Below are 22,237 nucleotides of genomic sequence, written 5' to 3'. Positions count from 1 at the left end.
CAGGTCAGCTTTCCAGGATACGCAAGGCCTCGCGCGCCATATTGATGGCCAGCTCCTCCTGCGCGATACCGCCCTTCAGCAGCACGTATTGCAGCTTTCGTTCGCGCGAGTCGGATTCACTGGCGAAGTCCCGCTGCTCGAAACTCTTGTAGAGGGCCAGTTTCGCTTCGTGCAACGCCAGGTGGCGCCGCATTTCGTCCGCCAGCCCTGCCGGACCGATCGCCGCCTCGGCGCGGATGCGCACCATCAGGGCGTCGCGCTGGGGGCGGGGATCTTCGGCCTCGGCAACCCAGCGCCGCAGCTCGGCAGTCCCGGCCGGCAGTACGCGATAGGCGCGCTTGCGTCCCCGGCCCGTTTCGGCGGGCAGGGACTCGATCCAGCCGGCTTGCTCCAGGCGTGCCAGTTCGCGGTAAATCTGCTGGTGGGTGGCAGCCCAGAAGAATCCGATCGATTTATCAAAGCGCCGGGCCAGTTCCGAGCCGGAACCGGCTCGCTCGGACAGGGAGGTCAACAGCGCGTGAGGCAAAGACATGGCAGGAAACAATGAAAAAGATGCCACCATCTTGCCTCAGCAGCGCGAGGCGGACAAGCCACATTGTCTTTGCAACTAGTTGCATAGACGCGGTAACCGGGCTATATTTATGCAACCAGTTGCATAAATGAGGACGCCAATGAACCGCTACCCACACCTGCTCGCCCCGCTCGACCTGGGCTTCACCACCCTGAAAAACCGCGTGATCATGGGTTCCATGCACGTCGGCCTGGAAGAGGAAGTCGATGGCTTTGAACGCATGGCCGCCTTCTACGCCGAGCGCGCACGCGGCGAAGTGGGCCTGATCGTGACCGGCGGCATTGCCCCGAACGAGGCGGGACGTCCGTGGAAGGCCGGCGCCAAGCTGACCACCACCGAGGAAGTGGCGCAGCACCGCAAGGTGACCGCCGCCGTGCACGCGGAAGGTGGCAAGATCGCCATGCAGATCCTGCACTTCGGCCGTTACGCCTACCATCCGAAACTGGTGGGCCCGAGCGCGATCAAGGCGCCGATCAACCAGTTCACCCCGCACGAACTCTCCACCGAAGAAGTGGCGGCGACCATCGAGGACTACGCCCAATGCGCCGTGCTGGCGCGCGAAGCCGGCTACGACGGCGTCGAAATCATGGGTTCCGAGGGCTACCTGATCAACGAATTCATCGCCGCCCGCACCAACCAGCGTACCGACGAATGGGGCGGCAGCTACGAAAACCGCATGCGCTTCCCGGTCGAAATCGTTCGCCGCGTGCGCGAGCGCGTGGGCAAGGACTTCATCATCATCTACCGCCTGTCCATGCTGGACCTCGTGGAAGGCGGTTCCACCCTGGACGAAGTGGTGCAGCTGGCCCAGGCGGTCGAACAGGCCGGCGCCACCATCCTCAACACCGGCATCGGCTGGCATGAAGCGCGCATTCCGACCATCGCCACCAAGGTGCCGCGCGCCGGTTTCGCCTGGGTCACGAAGAACCTGATGGGCAAGGTCGGCATCCCGCTGGTCGCCACCAACCGTATTAACACGCCGGAAGTGGCCGAGGGCATCCTGGCCGATGGCGCGGCGAACATGGTGTCGATGGCGCGCCCATTCCTGGCCGACGCCTTCTTCATGCAGAAAGCGCGCGAAGATCGTGGCGACGAAATCAACACCTGCATCGGCTGCAACCAGGCCTGCCTGGACCACACCTTCTCCGGCAAGATCACTTCCTGCCTGGTGAATCCGCGCGCCTGCCACGAAACCGAGCTGGTAATCGCTCCTGCGCAGCAAACCAGGCGCATCGCCGTGGTCGGCGCCGGCCCAGCGGGCCTGAGCTTCGCCACCACCGCAGCCTCTCGCGGCCATGACGTGACCCTGTTCGACGCCGGCAGCGAAATCGGCGGCCAGTTCAACGTGGCGAAAAAGGTGCCGGGCAAGGAAGAATTCAACGAAACCCTGCGCTTCTTCGGCCGCCAGATCGAGCTGACCGGCGTCAAGCTGCACCTGAATACCCGTGTCGACGTGGCCGGACTGGCTGCGGGCGGCTTCGATGATGTGGTGCTGGCAACCGGCGTCACCCCGCGCACCCCGGCCATCGACGGCATCGACCATCCGAAGGCCCTGGGCTACCTGCAAGTGCTGCGCGATGGCGCCTCGGTCGGCAAGAACGTGGCGGTGATCGGCGCGGGCGGCATCGGCTTCGACGTGTCCGAATACCTGACCCACGAAGGCAAGAGCGCCAGTCTGGTGCCGGAGAAGTTCTACGCCGAGTGGGGCATCGACAATGGCTACAAGGATCGTGGCGGCCTGCGCGCGCCGGAAGTGGAAGCTTCGCCGCGCAAGGTTCACCTGCTGCAGCGCAAGACCAGCAAGGTTGGCGACGGCCTGGGCAAGACCACAGGCTGGATCCACCGCACCGGCTTGAAAGCCAAGCGCGTGAACATGCAGTCGGGCGTCAGCTATGACCGCATCGACGATGCAGGCCTGCACGTTACCGTCGAAGGCCAGCAGCACGTGCTGCCGGTGGATAATGTGATTGTTTGCGCCGGCCAGGAGCCGCTGCGCGAACTGCAGCAAGGCCTGCTCGACGCGGGCTGCAAGGTACACCTGATCGGCGGCGCCGACGTGGCCGCCGAACTGGATGCGAAACGCGCCATCAACCAAGGCACCCGACTGGCTGCCGCCATTTAAGGAGTAAGCCCATGCTGCTGCAACCGGCCGTTGCGGAATCGCTCGAACGCTGGCACAAGATGATCGCCGGCGGTGATTTGTCCACCCTGCCCTCCATCGTCGATGCGGATGCGGTGTTTCGCTCGCCGATTGCAAACAAGCCTTACGCCAGCCGGGAGGCGGTGGTGCTGGTGCTGAACACGGCTTACCAGGTGTTCGAGAACTTCGCCTATCACCGCCAGCTGGCGACCGGCGATGGCCTGAGCGTGGTGCTGGAATTCAGCGCCAACGTCGGTGACAAACAGCTCAAGGGCATCGACTTCATTCGCTTCAACGACGCCGGCAAGATCGTCGAATTCGAGGTGATGGTGCGCCCGCTGAGCGGCTTGCAGGCCCTGGGCGAGGCCATGGGCGCACGTATCGGCGCCCAGGTCGGCGCCTTCAAGACTCCAGCATAGCGAGCAGCTTGCGCAGCTGCGCGTCAAGCGCGGCTGAGCCATCGGCCCCGAACGGGGCCATGATGTTCTTCTCATTTTCCACGTGCGCCGCCACAGCGCGCTCGATCAATTCCAGCCCGGCAGGGCTGAGCTGGACCAGCAGGCTGCGCGCATCGGCTGGATTCGGCGCGCGCGTCACCCAGCCCTGTGCCTCCAGCCTTTGCAGGCGGTGTGTCATCGTCCCCGATGTCACCATGAGCTGCGAAAACAGCGCGGTTGGCGCCAACTGGTGAGGTGCGCCAGACCGGCGCAGGGTCGCCAGCACGTCGAATTCCCAGTTACTGAGCCCAAATTGCTCGAATGTCGCGTCGAGCCGGCGCCGCATCAGCGCCGCGCAGCGGTTCAGGCGCCCGATCACGCCCATTGGTCCCACGTCCAGGGCGGGCATCTCCCGTGCCCACTGCTCCAGGATTAAATCCACTTTATCCACAGCCGTCTCCAGTTATCTATCGGGACGATTATAACAATTTATCTCGATTTCAAGATAAATTCGGCTATACTTCGATCTATCTCGATTTATCTCGATTTCAAGATACTTTTGCAGCCATGAAAAAATTCCCCCTAGCCGATACCGCGATCACCGCGCTGGCCCCCGTCATCTGGGGTTCGACCTATATCGTTGCCACCGAAATCTTGCCCGCCGGGCGTCCCTTCACCGCCGCCGCCGTGCGCGCCCTGCCGGCCGGCCTGCTGTTGGTGCTGTTCGCCGGCCGCATGCTGGCCCGCCATCTCTGGTGGCGCGTCGCCGTGCTGGCGGCGCTGAACATCGGCGCCTTCCAGGCCCTATTGTTCGTCGCCGCCTATCGCCTGCCGGGCGGCCTGGCAGCCGTGCTGGGCGCGATCCAGCCAATCGTCATCATGGGCTTGGCCTGGGGATGGGATGGACGCCGCCCGCAATGGGCCGCACTCGGCGCGGCTGCGGTGGGCGTGGCCGGCATGGCCGCCCTCCTGCTGTCGCCGTCCGCCCGCTGGGATGCCCTCGGCGTTGCAGCAGCCCTGGCCGGCGCCCTGAGCATGGCTGTCGGTACCTGGCTGGCGCGCCGTTGGAAAACCGGCTTGCCGGTGGTTGAACTGGCCGGTTGGCAGCTCTTGCTCGGTGGCCTGATGCTCACGCCGCTGGCGCTGCTGGCCGATCCGCCGCTGCCTGCCTCGCTGGCTGCCAGCGAGATCCTCGGTTATGCCTACCTGACTTTCGTCGGCGCCCTGGTGGCTTACCTGCTGTGGTTCCGTGGCCTGAGCAAGCTGTCGCCGGTTGCCGTGTCCTCGCTCGGCCTGCTGAGCCCTGCAACCGCCGTCGTCCTGGGCTGGCTCCTGCTCGGGCAGAAGCTCGGCGGCACCGCAATGATTGGCCTGGCCGTGGTGCTGGGCAGCGTACTCACTCTTCAACTTAAGCTGCAGGAGGCTAAATAATGTCTAACCCAATCAAGGACTTTATCGAATCCCGCGTCTCGGCCAACTACTTCGACCCGGCGGCGCCTGTCAGCGACGAGCAGGTAGCGGAGTTGGCACGCCTGGCGACGCTGGCGCCTTCCGCCTACAACGTACAGAACTGGCAGTTTGTCGCCGTGCGCTCGCAGGAAGCGCGGGAAAAGCTGCGCGAACTGTCTTTCGGCCAGCAGAAAGTTGTGGATGCGCCGGTCACCTTCATCATCAGCGGCACCTTGAAGGTGCATGACCAGGTGGCGGCGGCGCTGAAACCGGCTGTGGATAAAGGCATACTTATCCAACCCGTTATCGATAGCTGGACCCGCATGGCTCAGGGCTCGATGGACGGCGACGAACGCGCCCAGCGCGATGAGGCCCTTCGTTCAGCCTCACTGGCCGCGATGACCATGATCCTGGCCGCCGAAGGCATGGGCATTTCAAGCCTGATCAGCGCTTGATTATCGATTTGTGATTGTCACGCCGGTGGCCACCAGCAGGCCGCCGGCAATCATCGAAGCCATCACCTGCTCGCCCAGCATCAACGCCGCGAGCGATACACCGAATACCGGCACCAGGTTGTTGAACACCGCCGTGCGTGCCGGGCCAAGGGCCTTCACGCCCTCATACCACCACACGAAAGCCACCACGGTGCCGAAAGCGCCAAGGTAGGTAACCGACGCCCACACCTGCCAGCCCAGCGATGCCCAAGCCACGTTCGGCAACTCACGCGAGGCGGTGATCAGCAGGAAGCCCAGGCCCCACAGCGAGGCATACGTGGTGGCGGCGATCGGCGACAGGCCTTTCAGTGCGGCGCGGCCGACCAGCGTGTAGGCTGCCCAGCAGGAGGCTGCGCCCAGCATCATCAATTCACCAACGCCGATCGACTGGCTGATGTCATGCAAGGCCGCCATCGGCTCGCCGCGCGTGATCAGTACTGTGGCGCCGACAAAGGCAATGCCGATTCCCGCCCATTTCTGCCAGTTCAGGCGTTCGCGCAGCACGGCGGCAGCGGCCAGCGCGGTCACGATCGGATTCATCGCGATAAAGAGCGCCGAGCGGCTGGCTTCCATCTTGCCCAGCGCAGAGAAGAAGCAGAAGTTGTACAGGAAGATACCGGTCAGGCCCAAGGCGGCGGTCGCCCCCAGTTGCTGCATCGAGAGTTTCGGCAGGCCGCCTTCCCGCTTCCAGGCCAGCACCAGCAGCAGCGCGGCGGCAATCGAGAAGCGGATGGAGGCTGCCGTCAGCGGCGGCAGTGCATTCGAGACAATATGGCCGGCGATGAAGGTGCCGCCCCATATCAGGGTGCAGGCGATCAGTTTCAGGTAGATCATGGCAGTGGGCCTTGCGTGTCAGTGAAGGAGGTTATACATTAATACTAATCCTGACTCATAGAAAAATGAGTAAATCCTCATGACTTTCACCCAACTGGAAATCTTCGCCCTCGTGGCGGAATTGCGCGGCTTCACCGCCGCCGCCATGCGGCTTGGCGTGAGCCAGTCCGCTATCTCACATGCCATCAAGTCGCTGGAGCAGGAGCTGGGCGCCCAGCTCATCGAACGGCAAGGCGCCACGGCCGACGTGACGGAACTGGGCCAGCGCCTGCTGGTGCGCGCCCGAGAGATCCTCGGCCTGGCGGAATCGATGCGGCAGGAAGTGTCGGCAGCCAGCGGCCTGAATAAGGGGTTGCTGCGCATCGGCTCCTTCGGCCCGACCTCTTCGCTCAAGCTGATCCCGGCCATTCTCGACGTCTTCCAGAAGCGCTATCCCGGCATTGAAGTGCGCATCGACGAAGGCACGGACGACGACACCCTGCAATGGATTCTCGACCGCCGCGTCGACATCGGCTTTATCCAGCAGCCTGACGACCGTTTCGACACCGTCGACCTGGTGGAGGACCAGATGGTGGCGCTGCTGCCGGCAGGCCACCGCCTGGCGGCCAAGAAGTCCGTCAGCGCGCACGACCTGGCGAACGAGCCTTTCATCATGCCGGACGCCGGCTGTTCGACCCTGATCGAGCCGCTGTTTGCCGCACAGGGCCTGTGCCCGCAAGTCCGTTACCGCATGTCGCAGGTGCTGACCGTGCTGGGCATGGTGGGGCGCGGCGATGGCGTGTCAGGCATGGCAGAATTGGCGCTGCCGATCGACCTGGCTGCCACCCATCCGAACATCGCGGTGCGCCCCTTCTCGCCCCCAGTGCGGCGCCGAGTCGGGCTGGCGCTGCGCAACCTGGCGCAGGCCTCGCCGGCCGCCAAGGCTTTTGTCGAAGTCGCACGAAAGGTCAAACTATGAGCACTAAAGTCGAACTGGAGCAGCGCCTGTTTGCCACAGGAAAAGCATGGTGGACGTGGCTGCAAAAGCAGCATTCCTCCTCGCCCGGCGTGTGGATGAAGATCGCCAAGAAAGAGGCGCCGGAAACGTCGGTCCAGTACCCGGAAGCGCTGGACGCGGCCCTGTGTTTCGGCTGGATCGACGGTCAGAAGAAGAGCATCGACGAGCAATACTGGCTGCAAAAGTTCACGCCGCGCGCCAAGCGCAGCATCTGGTCCAAGGTGAACCGCGACAAGGTCGCCGCACTGGCCGAAAAGGGGCTGATGCAGCCTGCCGGGCTGGCGGAAGTCGAGCGCGCCAAGCAGGACGGCCGCTGGGAAGCAGCATATGACTCATGGAGCGCGGCGGAAGTGCCGGCCGATTTGCAGGCAGCGCTGGATGCCAGCGCCAAGGCGCGTGCGAACTTCTCGAAGCTTAGCTCGCAGAACCGCTATTCGATCCTGTTCCGCACCCACCAGGCCAAGCGCGCGGAAACACGGGCCAAACGGATTGGCGAATTCGTCGCCATGCTGGAGCGCGGCCAGGCCATCTATCCCCAGGCCGGCTTCACGACCATCAAGTAGAACACGGCGATGAAGGCGAAGAAAGCCGGAATGCCAAGCACGACCCAGGCGCGGAAGTAGCGCCAGAACTGGGCAGGCAGCGGCGCCGCCTGCTGCATCGCTTCCGCCGCGACATCGCGCATCTTCATTTGCAGCCAGACGACAGGCAGCCAGCACAGCAAGGCGATCACGAACAGCACGACGGACCATTTGATCCAGGGCGTGTGTATGGGAAAGCCGGCGAGATGGATCAGGTAAAAGCCGGTCGCCGGCTGGGCGATCATCGTAACGCCGGTGAACAGCCAGTCGGCAATCACCAGAATGCGGGTGACGACGGCAATTGCCTGCACATTTTTGCTGATCACCGCGAACAGCAGGTACCACGCGGAGCCGATGCCTGTGCCGAACAGCAGCGTTGAAGAGAGGACGTGCAGCCATTTGACGATCAGGTATTCCATGACGGTTTCTCCATTTCGTAGAGCATCCACAGCGTGGCCAGCATGGGCAGGTTCTTGCTGATTGGGCCATAGGGGTGGAGCAGGAATTCGGGCAGGCGCCAGGCGATGACGATGCTGTAGAAGGCGATCAGGGCGATCTGCGCAAGCCATAACCAGCGTCGGCTGCGGCGTGGCCAAGCCAGCGTTGCCACGCCGAAGGCAAGGTCGAGCGCGGATGCGCCGTACAGCATCAGCGGCGCCAGCATTTGCGGCACGCCGGTGCGAACCAGCAGCGTGTAACTGTCGGCGACCGGATACAGGCCGGCCGATACGATGGCAGTCCAGATCCACACAGCGGCGATGCTCACACGCAGAACGGGCAGCAGCCAGTCGAGTTGCGCCTGGCTGCGTGTAGCCTCCGGCTGGGCAATAAAGTCGCGCACCGCACGCGGCTGGCGGCCCAGCAGTGCAGCCAGGGGGGCCGCGTCAGCGGTATTCCCGCGCGCCAGCATCTCCAGCGCCTCGCGGTCGAGTGGGCTCCCTGGAAGGATGCCCGCAACGCGCGACAGGCTGCGTGCGAGCCAATCCGGCAACCGCAGCACCGGCAAACGCCACCGGCCCAGGCCCATCGCTTCCCTCAACGCGCGCAAGTAATCCACGAATGGCAGCGCCTCCGGGCCAACCAGCGCCAGGCGCGCCACGCCGGCGCCCGTCGCAGGACGCTCGGCGGCTCCCCGCTCGACCAGGATAACGATAGCGGCTACGACATCGTCGATATGGACCGGCTGTACCAGCTGCGGCGCACTGCCCAGCCGGACCGCGAGCGGCATGCTGGCCAGCATGCGAAACATGCGCGCGCTGGCGCCCTCCGCACCATAGACCAGCGAGGGCTGGACGATGCAGCCGTCCAGCTGCGACGCAGCCAGTGCATCGTCGGCCGCCTTCTTGCTCGCGTGAAAAGCTGAACGCGCGCCGGCATCCGCACCAAGCGCCGACACCTGCACCACATAACGTACGCCCACCTCCGCGCAGGCGGCGAACAGCGCGCGCGGCGCCGCATCATGCACAACCGCAAAAGAAGCTGCGCCTTGCGGACGAAAAATACCGACCGCGTTGACCACCGCATCCACGCCCTTGAGGCGCGCCGCCCACACAGCTTTTTCGGTATCGTGGACGAAGTCGGCAGGAACAAAGCCCATGCGGTCGTCGCGGCTGGGATGCCGCCCGGCAGCAATGACCTCATGACCGCGCGCCAGCAAGGCCGCCGCAACACGCGACCCGATAAACCCTGTAGCGCCGGTCAGCAGCACCCGCATCGGCTCCTCCTCCCGTCCTCGGACATTACACGAAAAGGGAGAATCGCCATGGACACTTGGAGCACGGCGCTCAAGCACAGCGTATTGCCCGGCGCACTGGCCAGCCTTGCCTCGACGCTGGTGCTGGCCGCTTGCGGCAAACGCGAAGCCGGCAGCATGTTTGCAGGAGTAAATGCGGTTAGCCATTGGCTCTGGGGTGACAAGGCGACGCGCGTCGACAAGCCTACGCTCAAGCACACGCTGGTCGGATACCTGATCCACCACGGGGCGTCGATGTTCTGGGCCGCGCTATTTGAAAAGTCCTGCTGCAAGACGCTCGACAAGAAGGAGGCGACAACCACCGCCACCGTGGCGGCGGCGGCAAGCGCTGTCGCCTGCTTCACCGATTACCAGCTGACGCCGCACCGGCTGCGGCCGGGATTCGAGGAGCGCCTGTCGCATACGTCGCTGCTGATGGTGTACCTGGCCTTCGGGGCAGGCCTGGCTGCCGGCGCTTACCTGAACCGGCGCGACAACTAGCGGTCTTCCTGCTCCAGCCAGCGGCGCCCGTGCGCCAGCACCTGCTCCAGTTCGTAGCGCACGGCAGCCAGCATGCCCGGCAGGTTGTCCGGATTGCCGACCCGGATTGCCGATTCGGCGTCCAGCGTGGCCTTCACCAGCCGTTTTGCCCCCAGCACGCCGACCGCGCCGCGCAGGCTGTGCAGGATGCGCGCCGCTTCGCCGGGCCGGCCCGCGCGCACTGCCGCATCCGCATCGTCCATGGGCTGCAGGCCGCCTTCGAGCGCGCCGCGCACCATCTTGAACATGACCGCCCGGCCCTTCTGGTCCTTGCCCATCACGCGCATCAGGCTGTCCATGCTGAATACCTGCTCGGACGGCGCCTGCTCCGAGGGCGCCGTGCCGGCATCGTTGGCAGCGGGCGCGCTTCCCGCAGGCTTGCGCAGGTAGCGCTCTATCACCGCCATCATCTCCTCGATCACCACCGGCTTGGCGATGAAATCGGTGATGCCGGCCTCGGTGCAGCGATGGCGTTCGGAAGCCAGCACGCCTGCGGTCATGGCTATCACCGGCAGGTCCAGTTTCAGCTCGTCGCGGATCATGCGCGTGGCGCTGAAGCCATCCAGCACCGGCATCTGCATATCCATTAGCACGATGTCATAGCGGCTGGCGCTGGCCCGCAGGATATCGACCGCCTGCTGGCCGTCGCCCGCCACGTCGAGCGTTGCGCCGGCAAGTTCCAGGATGCCGCGTGCAACGGCCTGGTTCAGCAGGTTGTCCTCCACCAGGAGGAAATGCGCGCCGCGCAGCCGGTTGCCCAGTGCGGAAGCCGACGCAGAAGCATCTTCGGCTCCGCTGGATGCCGCCAGCGCCTGGTGCAGGGCGTCGAACAGGCTCGATGCCGTGATCGGCTTGACCAGTACCGCATCCGCTTCCGGCGTGCTGGCGATATCGTCGACCTGCGCGCGCGCGAAAGCATTGATGGTGACCACGATAGGCTGGCGGTGGCCCTCGGCTGCCCGCCTGATTTCGCGTGCCGAGGCATAGCCATCCGAACCCGGCATGTGCCAGTCGGTCAGCACCACGTCATAAGGGTGGGGCCCGGACAGCCGTTCCTGGAAGCGCTGCAGGGCTGCCTCGCCACTATCGACTTCGTCCGCATCCCAACCCCAGGCGCGCAACAGTTGGGCGATCATGGTGCGGCTGGTGCTGTTATCGTCCGCTACCAGCACGTTCAGCGGCCCGATCGTCGGCAGGCGTCGCGCTGCGGCGCGTTCCGGCAGCACGCTGAACCAGAGTTCGAAGGAGAAGGTGCTGCCATCGCCGGGCGCGGTTTGAAGCTGCACCTGGCCACCCATCAGCTCCACCAGGCGGCGCGTGATGGCCAGGCCCAGGCCGGTGCCGCCAAAGCGGCGCGTGATGCTCTCGTCGCCCTGCGAGAAGGCATGGAACAACTGGGCAGTCTGCTGTTCCGTCATGCCGATGCCGGTGTCGCGGACTTCGAAGCAAAGCAGTGCGCGGTCGGCCACCCGCACCGCCGTTTTCACCGAAACCACCACTTCCCCCTGCTCGGTGAACTTGATGGCGTTGCTGGCCAGGTTGGTCAGGATCTGCTGCAGCCGCAGCGCATCGCCATGCAGCAGGGTTGGCACGTCCGGCGCCACCACGATGGCCAGTTCCAGCTCCTTGTCTCCGGCGTTCATGGTCATGGTGGTGGCCAGGGTCGCCATCGCCTCGTCCAGGTCAAAGTCGATCGGCGCCAGTTCCATGCGGCGCGCTTCGATCTTGGAAAAGTCCAGCACGTCGTTCAGGATGCCCAGCAAGGACTGGCCGGAAGTGCGGATCATGTTCAGGTATTTGCGCTGTTGTGCGCTGAGCGAGGTATTCCCGAGTAAATACACCATCCCTAGCACGGCGTTCATCGGCGTGCGGATCTCATGGCTCATATTCGCCACGAAGTCGCTCTTGGCGCGATTGGCCGCCTCGGCACGGTCGCGCTCCTGCTCCAGCTCCTCCGCGCGCAGGCCGGCTTCCGCCATCAGGGCCTGCGAGTGGGCTTCGGCTGCCTGGCGCTCCTGCATCAGGCTGTTGAATGCTTCCGTCAGTTCGCCAACTTCATCTTTGCGGGTGACGGGAATTGGGGTGAACGCGCCGGGCGCGGCACGCAGGTCCTGGATCGCATTCCGCAATTTCGCCACTGGCGCCAGCAGGTAGAGCGTGATCCAGCCGATCAGCAGCGCGGCGACCACTGACGCCGCTACGCCCCATGCCAGCATATGTAACAGAACGCCTTCGAAAGGCTCAAAGGCTTCATTCACCGGCAGGATGGAGGCAAGCAGCCAGTCGGTGGATTTCAGCCGCCGGTAGCTGCTTACGCCGGGCACCCCGGCGGCACTGGTGCTGAAGACGGTGCCCTCGAACTCCCCGTTCATCGCGCGCGTCGTAGCCGGGTTGGCATTCGGGGCCCGCGGCTGAAGGATGCGGCTGGCTTCGGGATGCACCACGTAGATTGACGGCTCGCCGAGCGTCACGGCGAAGTAGTAGCCGGTCTTGCCTACCTTGGCGGTGCGCAGGTGGCCCAGCATATTGTCCTTGTACAGCCGCAGCACGCCGGCCAGTACGCCGGCCACCTTGCCGCGCTCGTCCAGGATGGGCGCCACCATCTGTACGATGGGCTGGCCGCTGACGCGGCTCTTGATCGGTCCCGCAATCAGCGGCTTGCGGGTCTCCAGCACTTTCTTGAAGTATTCGCGGTCTGCGACCGAGACCTTCTCCCGTCCGGTGATATGGGGAACATCTGCCACTACGCTGCCGGCGGCATCGATCACGATGACGTCGTCGAACATCGACAGCATGGCGCGCTCCTCGTACCAGTTGCGCAAGCCGGCGGGGTCGTTCATCAGGCTGCGCGGCTGCTTGCGTGCCGACTGGGCGATGACGTCCAGCAGGGTAGTCAGCTTGTCGTCCAGGTCTTCGGCGGTGCGGGTGATCAGGGCATCCTGCTGCGCAAACAGTACCTTGGTGAAGTCCTCGCGCAGGCGTTGCGCCTGCAATACGGTCACCACGGCAATCATCACGATGGACGTGATGCTGGTGGCAAGTGCGACCTTCACATTGATCCCGAGAGGCTTCATCGACGTCCTTTGGGCGAGGGGGCTGCTGGCTAGTGTAATTTATTTTTGTAACCGCGAATCCAAATCCGGAATCGACCCCTCTTAGCAGGTGAGGAATTTCCCTCCAACTGCGAAAAGGAGTGCAAAATGTTCTATGTTAAAAATGTCCCAACCTGGGAACGCGCCCTGCGCGTGATCGTTGGCCTGGCAGTGGTGGCGTGGGCCGTCCTGGCCCTCGGCGGGCTGTGGGGCGCGGTCGTGGCGCTGTCGGCGGCGGGGATCGTGCTGTCAGGGCTGTTTGGCTTCTGCCCTGCCTGCGCCATGGTGGGCCGCAAACTGGATAAGGCGAATCGGTAATGGCACTTCTTGAACAGCACCAGCCGGTGCTGCAGGCGGCCCACAGCGGCGATCCGCAGGCCCTGGCCAAGCTGCTGGCGGTGTGCCAGCCCGACATCCGTCGTTATGCGCAGCGCAATTGCCTGATCAGCGACGTGGATGATGCGGTGCAGGAGGTGCTGCTGGTGATGTCGCGCCGCCTGTCTTCGCTGAAGGTGCTGGCGGCGTTTTCCGGCTGGCTGTTCAAGGTCGTGCAGCGCGAGTGCCGGCGGCTTGGGCGGCGCGCCTTCAACTACGACCCGTATGACGAGGAGCGCGCCGAGCAATGGCTGGCATCGCAGGATGATGCAGGCTTGCGGACGGAACTGGTGCAGGCGCTGGAATCGCTGCCGCGCGACTACCTGCAGATTGTGCTGCTGCGCGACTTTGAAGAATTGAGCATTGCGGAGATTGCGCAGGAACTCGGCCTGACGACGGCGGCTACCAAGAGCCGCCTGCATCGGGCGCGTGCGCTGGCGCGCGAATACCTGGTCGGCTAGCGTGCCGTGCCGGGCGTAGTGCCAGCGTCGGCGCGGATCGCCACTTCGCGTTCTACAGGCCATTGCCAGACGCCTTCCAGGCGCCAGTCGCGCTGCTTGCCCTCGACGAGCACTTGCCAGCGCGAGCGCTCCAGCATCGGCAGCGCTACGCTGAAGTTGCCGGCGGCATCGGGGCGGGCCATCAGCACCATGTCGCGATTCGGCTGGGTGGCGTGTTGCAGGCGCACGGACAGTATTTCGTCCGCGAGCGGCTTGCTGCTGCCGACATGGCCGTGCAGCAGGCCTTCCGCTGCGTCGTAGCGCAGGCCGATCGACAGGCCGAGGGCGGCGGCCGCGCGGTCGCGCCGCAAGTCCTGGTTGATCGCCTTACCCTGTTTGTAGTAGTCGCCCACCACCAGCGCATCCTGGCTGGTGAAAGCGACGTAGCTGGTGGCGATGCCTGCCACTGCCACAACGGCCGGGCCGAGCATCAGCAGCCATGGCCAGCGATGGGTATACCAAGGGGCGGCGTCGGCGGGGGCGACGGTAGCATTCATTTCAATCTCCTTAGCGCGGCACGATGAATACCGCTTTTTCCTTGACGGCCAGCGATGGATCATCCAGCGCCGTCAGCTCAATCGCAATCTTGTTGGATCCAGTCTCGCCCTTGCCGTGATCAACGCGCAGGCGGATCGGCACCGCGCGGGTTTCGGTCGGGCCCAGTTCCACGGTATCCGGTACCGCAACCTGCAGCGTATCGATGCCGCTGGCACGGATACGGTAGGTATGGCCTTGTTCGCCGGTGTTCATGATCTGGAGGCGATACACGTTTTCGATCATGCCGTTTTCCACTTCGCGGCCCATCGAACCGCGGTCGCGGATCACGTCCATCTTCAGCGGCGTGCGCAAGGCCAGGGTGGTGAATACGGCGATGATGAACAGCAGCAGGCCGCCGGTATAGAGCAAGACGCGCGGGCGCATGATGCGCTTGCGGATCTCTTTCGCACTCAGGCCGAGCTGCATTGCGCGATCGGTGCTGTAGCGAATCAGGCCGCGCGGCTGCTGGATCTTGTCCATCACGATATCGCAGGCATCGATGCAGGCGGCGCAGCCGATGCACTCGTACTGCAGGCCTTTACGGATATCAATGCCGGTCGGGCAGACCTGGACGCACAGCGAGCAGTCGATGCAGGAGCCTTCCGATTTCGGGCCGCGCGGTTCGCCGCGCTTTTCGTCGTAGGTGATGATCAGCGTGTCGCGGTCGAACATCGCGCTCTGGAAGCGGGCGTAAGGGCACATGTACTTGCACACCTGCTCGCGCAGCCAGCCGGCATTGCCGTAAGTGGCAAGGCTGTAGAACAGCACCCAGAAGGTTTCCCATGGGCCGAAGTTGAACGTCTGCGCTTCCTTGGCGAGGTTGTGCAGCGGCGAGAAATAGCTGACGAAGGTAAAGCCGGTCCACAAGGCCAGCAGCAGCCACGCGAGATGCTTGCCGCCCTTTCGCCAGGCTTTGTTGAACGACATCGGCTCTTTCGCCAGGCGCATCTGGGCGCTGCGCGATCCTTCGAACTTACGCTCGATCCACAGGAACATCTCCGTGTAGACCGTTTGCGGACAGGAGAAGCCGCACCACACGCGGCCGGCAACCGCCGTGACCAGGAACAGGCCCCAGGCACAGGCGATCAGCATGGCCGCCAGGTAGATGAAGTCCTGCGGCCACAAGACCAGGCCAAAGATGTAGAACTTGCGCGACATCAGGTCGAACAGGATGGCCTGCCGGCCATTCCATTGCAGCCAGGGCGCTCCGTAGAAGACCAGTTGCGTCAGGATCAGGCAGATCCAGCGCAGGTTCTGGTAATGGCCTTTCACCTCGCGCGGGAAGATATCCTCGCGCTTGGCGTACATCTTGATGACTTGTGGTGCGGGGGCGTTCATTTCTTACCGAGAAGCGGTGACTGGAGGGTTCGACAGGCCCCAAACGTAGGCTGCCAGCACATGCACTTTGCCTTCGCCGAGGAAGTCCTCGAAGGCAGGCATGGTGTTGTTGCGGCCCTTGCGGATGGTTTCCATGATGGTTTCGGCACTGCCGCCGTACAGCCAGGTCTTGTCGCTCAGATTAGGCGCACCCAGCATCGGGTTTCCCTTGCCGCCCGCACTGTGGCAGGCCATGCAGGCGCTGAACTTCGACTTGCCCATGACGGACTTGATCGGGTCGTGCGTGCTGTCCGACAGGCTCAGGACATACTGCGCAACGTTTTCGATATCCTTTTCCGACCCCACTGCGGCGCCCATCGGAGGCATCACGCCGTGGCGGCCCTTCATGATGGTCAGCTTGATGGTGTCGGGATCGCCGCCATGCAGCCAGTCCTTGTCTGCCAGGTTCGGGAAGCCCTTGTTGCCGCGTGCATCGGAACCGTGGCATTGTGCGCAGTAGGTCAGGAACAGGCGTTCGCCGATGGCGTGCGCCTGCGGATCTGCCGCTACTGCTTTCAGGTCCTGGCCCTTGTACTTGTCGAACAGCGGGCCGTACTCCTTCTCTGCCTTGGCCAGTTCTTCCTTGTGCTCCTTGGCGGAAGTCCAGCCCAGCGAGCCCTTATAGCTGCCCAGGCCCGGATACAGCCACAGATAGCCGATGGCGAAGGCGATGGTCAGGTAGAACAGCCACATCCACCAGCGCGGCATGGGCGTATTCAGTTCGGTCAGGTCTTCGTCCCAGATATGGCCGGTGGTGCCGACTTTGCCGTCCACCGACTTCAGGGCTGAACCTTTGACGGACGACTGGGACCACAGCAGCACGCCGCAGCCGACGATGCCGATGACGGTCAGGACGACGACGTACAGGTTCCAGAATTCGCTGGTGAAATCAGCCATGGTCCTTCTCCTCGTCTGCGAAAGGCAGCTTGGCTGCTTCTTCCCAGTTACCGCGCTGGGCCCACCATACGATGCCGAGGAAAGTGAGGAAGGAAATCACCGTCATCACATTGCTCGCATTGCCAAAAAAGTTTTCCATTTCAGTTCCTCGTCTTGATCAGGGTGCCCAGGCCTTGCAGGTAAGCCACCAGTGCATCCTCTTCCGTCTTGTTGGCCAGTTCGGCCGGTGCGGCGGCGATTTCTTCTTCCGTGTACGGATCGCCCATGCGCTTCAGTGCGCGCATCTTCGGCACCACGTCTTCCGGCTTCAGCTTGTTCTGCGCCAGCCACGGATAGTTCGGCATGTTCGATTCCGGCACCACGTCACGCGGGTTGTTCAGGTGGGTGCGGTGCCACTCGTCGGAGTAGCGGCCGCCAACGCGTGCTAGGTCTGGGCCGGTGCGCTTGGAGCCCCACTGGAACGGGCGGTCATACACAAACTCGCCCGCCACCGAGTAGTGGCCGTAACGTTCGGTCTCGGCGCGGAACGGGCGCACCATCTGCGAGTGGCAGACGTAGCAGCCTTCACGCACATAGATGTCGCGGCCGGTCAGGCGCAGCGCGGAATAAGGCTTCAGGCCCGCCACCGGCTCCGTGGTCGACTTCTGGAAGAACAGCGGGATGATCTCCACCGCGCCGCCCACCGATACCACCAGCGTAACCAGAGCGATCAGCAGCCAGGGGTTCTTCTCAATCCATTCATGGGAAAATTTCATCTTCTACTCCGATCAGTTGCCACTCAGGCGGCCATGCTCAATTCAGGGATGCGTGCACGCGTCGTTTCGCGGCCCTTCAGGGTCATCCAGGCGTTGTAGGCCATGATGCACATGCCGGCCAGGTACAGCAGTCCGCCCAGGAAGCGCACCACGTAGTACGGATAGGTGGCCTTGACGCTTTCCACGAAGGTGTAGGTCAGGGTGCCGTCGGCGTTGACTGCGCGCCACATCAGGCCCTGCATCACGCCGGCAATCCACATCGCGGCGATGTACAGGACGACGCCGATGGTGGCGACCCAGAAGTGCAGGTCGATCAGCTTGGTGCTGTACATCCTGGTCTGGCCGGCCATGCGTGGGATCAGGTAGTAGATCGAGCCCATGGTGATGAAGCCCACCCAGCCCAGTGCGCCGCCGTGAACGTGGGCGATGCCCCAGTCGGTGTAGTGCGACAGTGCGTTGACGGTCTTGATCGACATCATCGGGCCTTCGAAGGTGGCCATGCCGTAGAAGGACAGGGACACGATCATCAGCTTCAGGATCGGGTCGGTGCGCAGCTTGTGCCATGCGCCGGAGAGGGTCATCATGCCGTTGATCATGCCGCCCCAGCTTGGCGCCAGCAGGATCAGGGAGAACACCATGCCCAGCGATTGCGCCCAGTCAGGCAGCGCGGTGTAGTGCAGGTGGTGCGGACCGGCCCACATGTAGGTGAAGATCAGCGCCCAGAAGTGCACGATCGACAGCTTGTAGGAGTACACGGGACGCTCGGCCTGTTTCGGGATGAAGTAGTACACCATGCCCAGGTAGCCGGCGGTCAGGATGAAGCCCACCGCATTGTGGCCGTACCACCACTGGATCATCGCGTCCTGCACGCCGGTGTACATGGAATAGGACTTGAACAGCGAGGCCGGCATCGACATCGAGTTCACCACGTGCAGCAGGGTCACCGCCAGGATATAGCCGCCGAAGAACCAGTTGGCCACGTAGATGTGCTTGACCTTGCGCTTGACGATGGTGCCGAAGAAGACCACCGCGTAGCTGACCCACACCAGGGCGATCAGGATCGAGATTGGCCATTCCAGCTCAGCGTATTCCTTGCCGCGGGTGAAACCCATTGGCAGGGTGACCACGGCGGCCAGGATCACCGCTTGCCAGCCCCAGAAAGTGAAAGCTGCCAGCTTGTCGGAGAACAAACGGACCTGGCAAGTGCGCTGCACCACGTAGTACGACGTGGCGAACAGGCCGCTGATGCCGAAGGCGAAAATCACTGCATTGGTGTGCAGGGGACGCAGGCGACCGTAGGTCAGCCAAGGAATGTCCAGGTTCAGGGCGGGCCAGGCAAGTTGGGCGGCGATGATGACGCCGACCAGCATGCCCACAACGCCCCACAGTATGGTGGCGATCGCGAATTGCTTCACGACCTTGTAGTTGTAGTCCAGTGATTGATCCACTTTGAATTCTCCAGGCAGACACTTTGATGAGATATGTCAAAGGTTACCGAGGAGCACTTCAAAAAAACATGACGTGGATCAAATCCGGTCGTTGTCCTGCAAAACGCGGATGGCCGGGCCTACCAGATCGTCGAATTGGCCGTCATCCGAGGCCTTGAAAAACAACCACAGCGCGCCGAAAACCAGGCCGACGCTGATGGGGATGAGCAGGTAAAGTGATTCCATTTTTTTAACCTCTGCGCAAACGAAGCGCATTGAGAGCGACGATGGCGGAGCTGGCCGCCATGCCAACGCCGGACAGCCAGGGGTTCAGCACACCGAAGGCCGCTGCCGGAATGGCAACAATGTTGTATAGCGTGGCCCAGGCCAGGTTCTGGCGAATCACGCGCATGGTCTTGTCCGCGCTGCGGGCGGTTTCCGTCAGCAGCGGCAGGCGGGCGTCGAGCAGTACGCAGTCGGCATGTACTTGTGCCAACGTTGCCCCGCTGCCCATTGCGAAAGAGACATCGGCCGCGCTCAGCACGGCGGCGTCGTTGATGCCGTCGCCAACCATCGCTACCACGCCGCCGCGCGCTTGCAGCGCCTGGACGTATGCCAGCTTTTCGTCCGGCAGGCAGTCGCCGATCGCCTCCGTGATGCCCAACTGTCCTGCCACGCTCTCCGCCAGTGACTGCTGGTCGCCGCTTAGCAGCACGACCTCCTTGCCGAGCCGCTGGAAGAATTCAACCGTCCGCCGCGCATCCGCCCGAAGTGCGTCGGAAATGCGGAAACGTCCCAGCCAACGGCCCTGCATGCCCAGCCACACGGTGGTCATCGGCGAGCTGTCCGTGGCGCCCGCAGCGCCAGCCGTTCCGGCCAGGCCCGATCGCGGTACCGGGCTGCCAGCGATGCCGGCTACATATGCCGCAGTGCCGAGGCGATAGCGAACACCATTGACCATGCCTTCCATGCCCTGCCCCGCCAGTTCGTGCAGGCCGGTGGCGCCAGCCGCGCCAGCGCCATGCGCTTCAGCGGCGGCGCTGATGGCCCGTGCAATCGGGTGCGCGCTGCCAGTTTCGAGTGCCGCTGCCACGCGCAGGATGCCGATGATCCGCGCGCCATCGATCGCGTCGATGTTTTGCACGGTTGGGCAGCCTTCCGTCAGCGTGCCGGTCTTGTCGAATACGATATGTGTGGTGCGGTGCAAAGTCTCGAGGACATGCGGCTGCACGACCAGGGCGCCTTTGCCCAACAGGCGGTCTGTCGCTGCTGCCAGCGCCGAGGGAGTCGCCAGCGACAAGGCGCATGGGCAGGACACCACCAGTACGGCAATCGCCACCGGCCAGGCGCGCACTGCGTCATGCCAGGTCCAGAAGCCAAAGCTGGCCGCCGCGAACAGCAGCAGCGCAGCGACAGACCAAGAGGCGGTACGGTCCGCCCATTGCGCGATTTGCGGCTTGGCGCTGCCGGCGCGCTCGATCAGCTTGAGCAGGCCGGCCAGGGTGCTTTCGCGCGCCGGCTTCTCGACGCGCAGTACGACCGGGCTGCCTGCGTTGACCGCGCCGCCGGGAATCGTATCGCCGACAGTCTTGCGCTGCGGGGCGCTCTCGCCGGTCAGCAGCGACAGATCGACGGCCGTGCTGCCTTCAACGACAACGCAATCGGCTGCCACGGATTCGCCGCCTTTGACAATGATATGGTCGCCGGCGGCAAGTGCGCTGGCGGGCACGGTGGTGGCATCGCGCAGGTCCGGCCAGGCAGCCAGGCGCTGCGCCATCTCCGGTACGCCATGGCGCAGGCGCGACAAGGCGCTGGCTGCCTTGCGGCGCGCCACCATTTCCAGGTAGCGGCTGGCCAGCAGCAGGAAAATGAACATGGTGACCGAGTCGTAATACACCTCGCCGTGGCCGCGGAAAGTCGATACGGCACTACCGATGAAGGCGGCCATGATGCCTAATGCCACCGGCACGTCCATGCCCAGCACGCGCGCCTTCAGGCTGGCCCAGGCGCCTTTCAGGAAAGGCTGGGCAGAGTAGGCAATGGCGGGCAGCGTCAGGAGCAGGCTGGCCCAGCGCATCAGGCTAGCCATGCCGGCATCCAGCGTGCCGTCGTCACCGGCCATGTATTCCGGCGCCACGTACATCATCACCTGCATCATCGACAGGCCGGCAACGAAGAGCTGGCGGCCCAGCGTGCGGCTGGCTTTCTGCAGCTGCGCGTCGTGGCGGCTGGTATCGTAAGGCCAGGCGTTGTAGCCAATGCTGCGCACCGCCTCCAGCAGCGCCGCGGCGGTAGTTTTATCCTTGTGCCAGCGAAGGAACAGCTTTTCCGTGGCGACGTTCAGGTTGGCCATTTCCACGCCTTCGACCTGGCGCAGCCGATGCTCGATCAGCCACACGCAGGCGGCACAGCGGATGCCTTCCACCAGCAAGGTCGTTTCGCGCGCATCGCCATCGTCGATGATGTTCGGATCGTCTTCCGGCAGCGCGAGCGCGGCTGGCACCAGCGCCGCTGCGACGCCCGCCTCGCCCGGCGCGGCAAAGCCATTGCGTTCGCGGTAGTAGCTGGCCTGGCCGATATCGACAATGGTCTGCGCAACAGCCGCGCAGCCAGGGCAACACATTGCGCGCTCGACGCCTTCGATGTTCACATGCCAGTTGGCACTTGCGGCGACCGGCTGGCCGCAATGGAAGCAGGCCGCAATTTCATTCATCATCATGGCTGCACCGTCAGGCAAAGCACATCGAACAATGCGTGCTGGCCGCCGCTGGCTGCGCGGGCCAGGCCCAGCACGCCGAAGCCCAGTACCAGCAGGCCGCAGGCCACTCGCACTGAGCGTTTTTGCAGGTACTGGCGCAGCTTCGAACCAGCCATGCCCATCGCCAGCAGCATCGGCAGCGTGCCCAGGCCGAAGGCGCCCATCACCAGGGCGCCATCCAGCGCGGAGCCTGTCAGCATGGCTGTCAGCAGCATGCTGTACACCATGCCGCAAGGCACCCAGCCCCACAGGCCGCCGAGCGCCAGCGCCTTCAACGGCGTATCCATCGGAACCAGGGGCTTGACCATCGGTTGCACGCGGCGCCACAGGATGCCGCCCACGGCCTCCACGCGGGCCAGGCCGCGCCAGGCGTCCATCAGGTAGAGGCCCATGGCGACCAGCATCAGGTTGGCCATCCAGTAGGCGATCAACTGCGCGGATGCCATTTGTGCCAGGCTGGCGATGCTGCCGGCGATGCCGCCTGCAATTGCACCAGCCAGCATATAGCTGCCAATGCGCCCGCTGTTATAGGCCAGCACGTGGCCAAGCGCGCCTGCATTGGCGCCGGCCCAAGTCATGGCGGCAGTTCCACCCGTGCCCATGCGCGCAATCGGGATCACGCGAGCACGCGCCGGCGCGGCGGACGGACCGCCAACGCTGAACGCGCTGACGATGCCGCCGCACATGCCGGCGCAATGCACACTGCCGGCGAGGCCGGCAATCAGGATGGGCAGCAGGTTCATG

At 64.0% G+C, this 22,237-nt stretch carries 24 protein-coding genes; 9 read left to right on the top strand and 15 right to left on the bottom strand.

What is annotated here, in order from left to right; genetic code table 11:
- Nucleotides 1–4 precede the first annotated feature (4 nt).
- Nucleotides 5–532, bottom strand: coding sequence for a PadR family transcriptional regulator (locus ACN9MY_RS01565; protein WP_426166857.1), 528 nt, complete (start codon nucleotides 530–532; stop codon nucleotides 5–7).
- Nucleotides 533–671: 139 nt separating this feature from the next.
- Between ACN9MY_RS01565 and ACN9MY_RS01560 the strand changes: the two genes are divergently transcribed.
- Both ACN9MY_RS01560 and ACN9MY_RS01555 read left to right on the top strand, forming a co-directional pair.
- A complete protein-coding gene (locus ACN9MY_RS01560; RefSeq protein WP_426166855.1) occupies nucleotides 672–2,693 on the top strand; it encodes an FAD-dependent oxidoreductase in 2,022 nt (673 codons plus the stop codon).
- A gap of 11 nt (nucleotides 2,694–2,704) precedes the next feature.
- On the top strand, nucleotides 2,705–3,130 hold the full coding sequence (locus tag ACN9MY_RS01555) for a nuclear transport factor 2 family protein (protein WP_426166853.1): 426 nt from the start codon (nucleotides 2,705–2,707) through the stop codon (nucleotides 3,128–3,130).
- Here ACN9MY_RS01555 and ACN9MY_RS01550 read toward each other — a convergent pair.
- Nucleotides 3,114–3,557, bottom strand: coding sequence for a MarR family winged helix-turn-helix transcriptional regulator (locus tag ACN9MY_RS01550; protein ID WP_426172356.1), 444 nt, complete (start codon nucleotides 3,555–3,557; stop codon nucleotides 3,114–3,116). The genes ACN9MY_RS01555 and ACN9MY_RS01550 overlap by 17 nt on opposite strands.
- Nucleotides 3,558–3,715: 158 nt before the next feature.
- On the opposite strand from ACN9MY_RS01550, the gene ACN9MY_RS01545 reads away from it, so the two are divergent.
- Complete coding sequence (locus tag ACN9MY_RS01545; RefSeq protein WP_426166851.1) at nucleotides 3,716–4,579, top strand: EamA family transporter; 864 nt, start codon at nucleotides 3,716–3,718, stop codon at nucleotides 4,577–4,579.
- The gene (locus ACN9MY_RS01540; protein ID WP_426336746.1) at nucleotides 4,579–5,052 is read left to right on the top strand and encodes a nitroreductase family protein; all 474 of its coding nucleotides are present in this window, start codon (nucleotides 4,579–4,581) and stop codon (nucleotides 5,050–5,052) included. The genes ACN9MY_RS01545 and ACN9MY_RS01540 overlap by 1 nt, the downstream gene beginning before the upstream one ends.
- Here ACN9MY_RS01540 and ACN9MY_RS01535 read toward each other — a convergent pair whose 3' ends face one another.
- Nucleotides 5,053–5,925: a DMT family transporter gene (locus tag ACN9MY_RS01535; protein ID WP_426166847.1), complete on the bottom strand. Its 873-nt coding sequence runs from the start codon at nucleotides 5,923–5,925 to the stop codon at nucleotides 5,053–5,055.
- A gap of 79 nt (nucleotides 5,926–6,004) precedes the next feature.
- Here ACN9MY_RS01535 and ACN9MY_RS01530 point away from each other — a divergent pair, with 79 nt between their 5' ends.
- Together ACN9MY_RS01530 and ACN9MY_RS01525 are read left to right on the top strand one after the other, a co-directional pair.
- Nucleotides 6,005–6,883 carry a LysR family transcriptional regulator gene (locus tag ACN9MY_RS01530; RefSeq protein ID WP_426320065.1) on the top strand — a complete coding sequence of 293 codons (879 nt, stop codon included), beginning with the start codon at nucleotides 6,005–6,007 and terminating at the stop codon, nucleotides 6,881–6,883.
- On the top strand, nucleotides 6,880–7,485 hold the full coding sequence (locus ACN9MY_RS01525) for a YdeI/OmpD-associated family protein (protein ID WP_426320063.1): 606 nt from the start codon (nucleotides 6,880–6,882) through the stop codon (nucleotides 7,483–7,485). Before ACN9MY_RS01530 ends, ACN9MY_RS01525 begins: the two co-directional genes overlap by 4 nt.
- Here the strand turns inward: ACN9MY_RS01525 and ACN9MY_RS01520 are convergent.
- Both ACN9MY_RS01520 and ACN9MY_RS01515 read right to left on the bottom strand, forming a co-directional pair.
- On the bottom strand, nucleotides 7,452–7,922 hold the full coding sequence (locus tag ACN9MY_RS01520) for a DUF2269 family protein (protein WP_426320061.1): 471 nt from the start codon (nucleotides 7,920–7,922) through the stop codon (nucleotides 7,452–7,454). The two genes, ACN9MY_RS01525 and ACN9MY_RS01520, sit on opposite strands and share 34 nt — an antisense overlap.
- Nucleotides 7,910–9,217 (bottom strand): SDR family oxidoreductase, encoded by a 1,308-nt coding sequence (locus tag ACN9MY_RS01515; protein ID WP_426320059.1) that lies wholly within the window; start codon nucleotides 9,215–9,217, stop codon nucleotides 7,910–7,912. The genes ACN9MY_RS01520 and ACN9MY_RS01515 overlap by 13 nt, the downstream gene beginning before the upstream one ends.
- 48 nt (nucleotides 9,218–9,265) lie before the next feature.
- Between ACN9MY_RS01515 and ACN9MY_RS01510 the strand changes: the two genes are divergently transcribed.
- Nucleotides 9,266–9,736 (top strand): hypothetical protein, encoded by a 471-nt coding sequence (locus ACN9MY_RS01510; protein ID WP_426320057.1) that lies wholly within the window; start codon nucleotides 9,266–9,268, stop codon nucleotides 9,734–9,736.
- Here ACN9MY_RS01510 and ACN9MY_RS01505 read toward each other — a convergent pair.
- On the bottom strand, nucleotides 9,733–12,849 hold the full coding sequence (locus ACN9MY_RS01505; RefSeq protein WP_426320055.1) for a response regulator: 3,117 nt from the start codon (nucleotides 12,847–12,849) through the stop codon (nucleotides 9,733–9,735). The two genes, ACN9MY_RS01510 and ACN9MY_RS01505, sit on opposite strands and share 4 nt — an antisense overlap.
- A gap of 126 nt (nucleotides 12,850–12,975) precedes the next feature.
- On the opposite strand from ACN9MY_RS01505, the gene ACN9MY_RS01500 reads away from it, so the two are divergent.
- Nucleotides 12,976–13,185 carry a YgaP family membrane protein gene (locus tag ACN9MY_RS01500; RefSeq protein WP_426166833.1) on the top strand — a complete coding sequence of 70 codons (210 nt, stop codon included), beginning with the start codon at nucleotides 12,976–12,978 and terminating at the stop codon, nucleotides 13,183–13,185.
- Nucleotides 13,185–13,703, top strand: coding sequence for an RNA polymerase sigma factor (locus ACN9MY_RS01495; RefSeq protein ID WP_426320053.1), 519 nt, complete (start codon nucleotides 13,185–13,187; stop codon nucleotides 13,701–13,703). Before ACN9MY_RS01500 ends, ACN9MY_RS01495 begins: the two co-directional genes overlap by 1 nt.
- On the opposite strand, the gene ACN9MY_RS01490 is transcribed toward ACN9MY_RS01495, so the two are convergent.
- The 9 genes from ACN9MY_RS01490 to ACN9MY_RS01450 all read right to left on the bottom strand — a co-directional run bounded on the left by ACN9MY_RS01490 (nucleotide 13,700) and on the right by ACN9MY_RS01450 (nucleotide 22,236).
- A complete protein-coding gene (locus tag ACN9MY_RS01490) occupies nucleotides 13,700–14,239 on the bottom strand; it encodes a FixH family protein (RefSeq protein WP_426166829.1) in 540 nt (179 codons plus the stop codon). The genes ACN9MY_RS01495 and ACN9MY_RS01490 overlap by 4 nt on opposite strands.
- Before the next feature lie 10 nt (nucleotides 14,240–14,249).
- Complete coding sequence (ccoG, locus tag ACN9MY_RS01485; RefSeq protein ID WP_426166827.1) at nucleotides 14,250–15,617, bottom strand: cytochrome c oxidase accessory protein CcoG; 1,368 nt, start codon at nucleotides 15,615–15,617, stop codon at nucleotides 14,250–14,252.
- A 3-nt stretch (nucleotides 15,618–15,620) separates the two neighbouring features.
- A complete protein-coding gene (ccoP, locus tag ACN9MY_RS01480; RefSeq protein WP_426320049.1) occupies nucleotides 15,621–16,553 on the bottom strand; it encodes a cytochrome-c oxidase, cbb3-type subunit III in 933 nt (310 codons plus the stop codon).
- Nucleotides 16,546–16,692 carry a cbb3-type cytochrome oxidase subunit 3 gene (locus ACN9MY_RS01475; protein ID WP_426166823.1) on the bottom strand — a complete coding sequence of 49 codons (147 nt, stop codon included), beginning with the start codon at nucleotides 16,690–16,692 and terminating at the stop codon, nucleotides 16,546–16,548. Before ACN9MY_RS01475 ends, ccoP begins: the two co-directional genes overlap by 8 nt.
- 1 nt (nucleotide 16,693) lies before the next feature.
- Complete coding sequence (gene ccoO, locus ACN9MY_RS01470) at nucleotides 16,694–17,308, bottom strand: cytochrome-c oxidase, cbb3-type subunit II (RefSeq protein WP_426166821.1); 615 nt, start codon at nucleotides 17,306–17,308, stop codon at nucleotides 16,694–16,696.
- A gap of 23 nt (nucleotides 17,309–17,331) precedes the next feature.
- Nucleotides 17,332–18,756: a cytochrome-c oxidase, cbb3-type subunit I gene (gene ccoN, locus ACN9MY_RS01465; RefSeq protein WP_426166819.1), complete on the bottom strand. Its 1,425-nt coding sequence runs from the start codon at nucleotides 18,754–18,756 to the stop codon at nucleotides 17,332–17,334.
- A gap of 78 nt (nucleotides 18,757–18,834) precedes the next feature.
- Nucleotides 18,835–18,981, bottom strand: coding sequence for a cbb3-type cytochrome oxidase assembly protein CcoS (gene ccoS / locus ACN9MY_RS01460; RefSeq protein ID WP_426166817.1), 147 nt, complete (start codon nucleotides 18,979–18,981; stop codon nucleotides 18,835–18,837).
- 4 nt (nucleotides 18,982–18,985) lie between these two features.
- Nucleotides 18,986–21,454, bottom strand: coding sequence for a heavy metal translocating P-type ATPase (locus tag ACN9MY_RS01455; RefSeq protein ID WP_426336745.1), 2,469 nt, complete (start codon nucleotides 21,452–21,454; stop codon nucleotides 18,986–18,988).
- Nucleotides 21,451–22,236 (bottom strand): sulfite exporter TauE/SafE family protein, encoded by a 786-nt coding sequence (locus ACN9MY_RS01450; RefSeq protein ID WP_426336744.1) that lies wholly within the window; start codon nucleotides 22,234–22,236, stop codon nucleotides 21,451–21,453. Before ACN9MY_RS01450 ends, ACN9MY_RS01455 begins: the two co-directional genes overlap by 4 nt.
- Nucleotide 22,237: the final 1 nt, after the last annotated feature.

The sequence above is a fragment of the Pseudoduganella sp. R-31 genome (assembly GCF_049913235.1).
Taxonomy (GTDB): Bacteria; Pseudomonadota; Gammaproteobacteria; order Burkholderiales; family Burkholderiaceae_D; genus Rugamonas.
The sequence above is the reverse complement of the archived record's forward strand: the minus strand, read 5'-3'. Positions and strand labels throughout refer to the sequence as shown.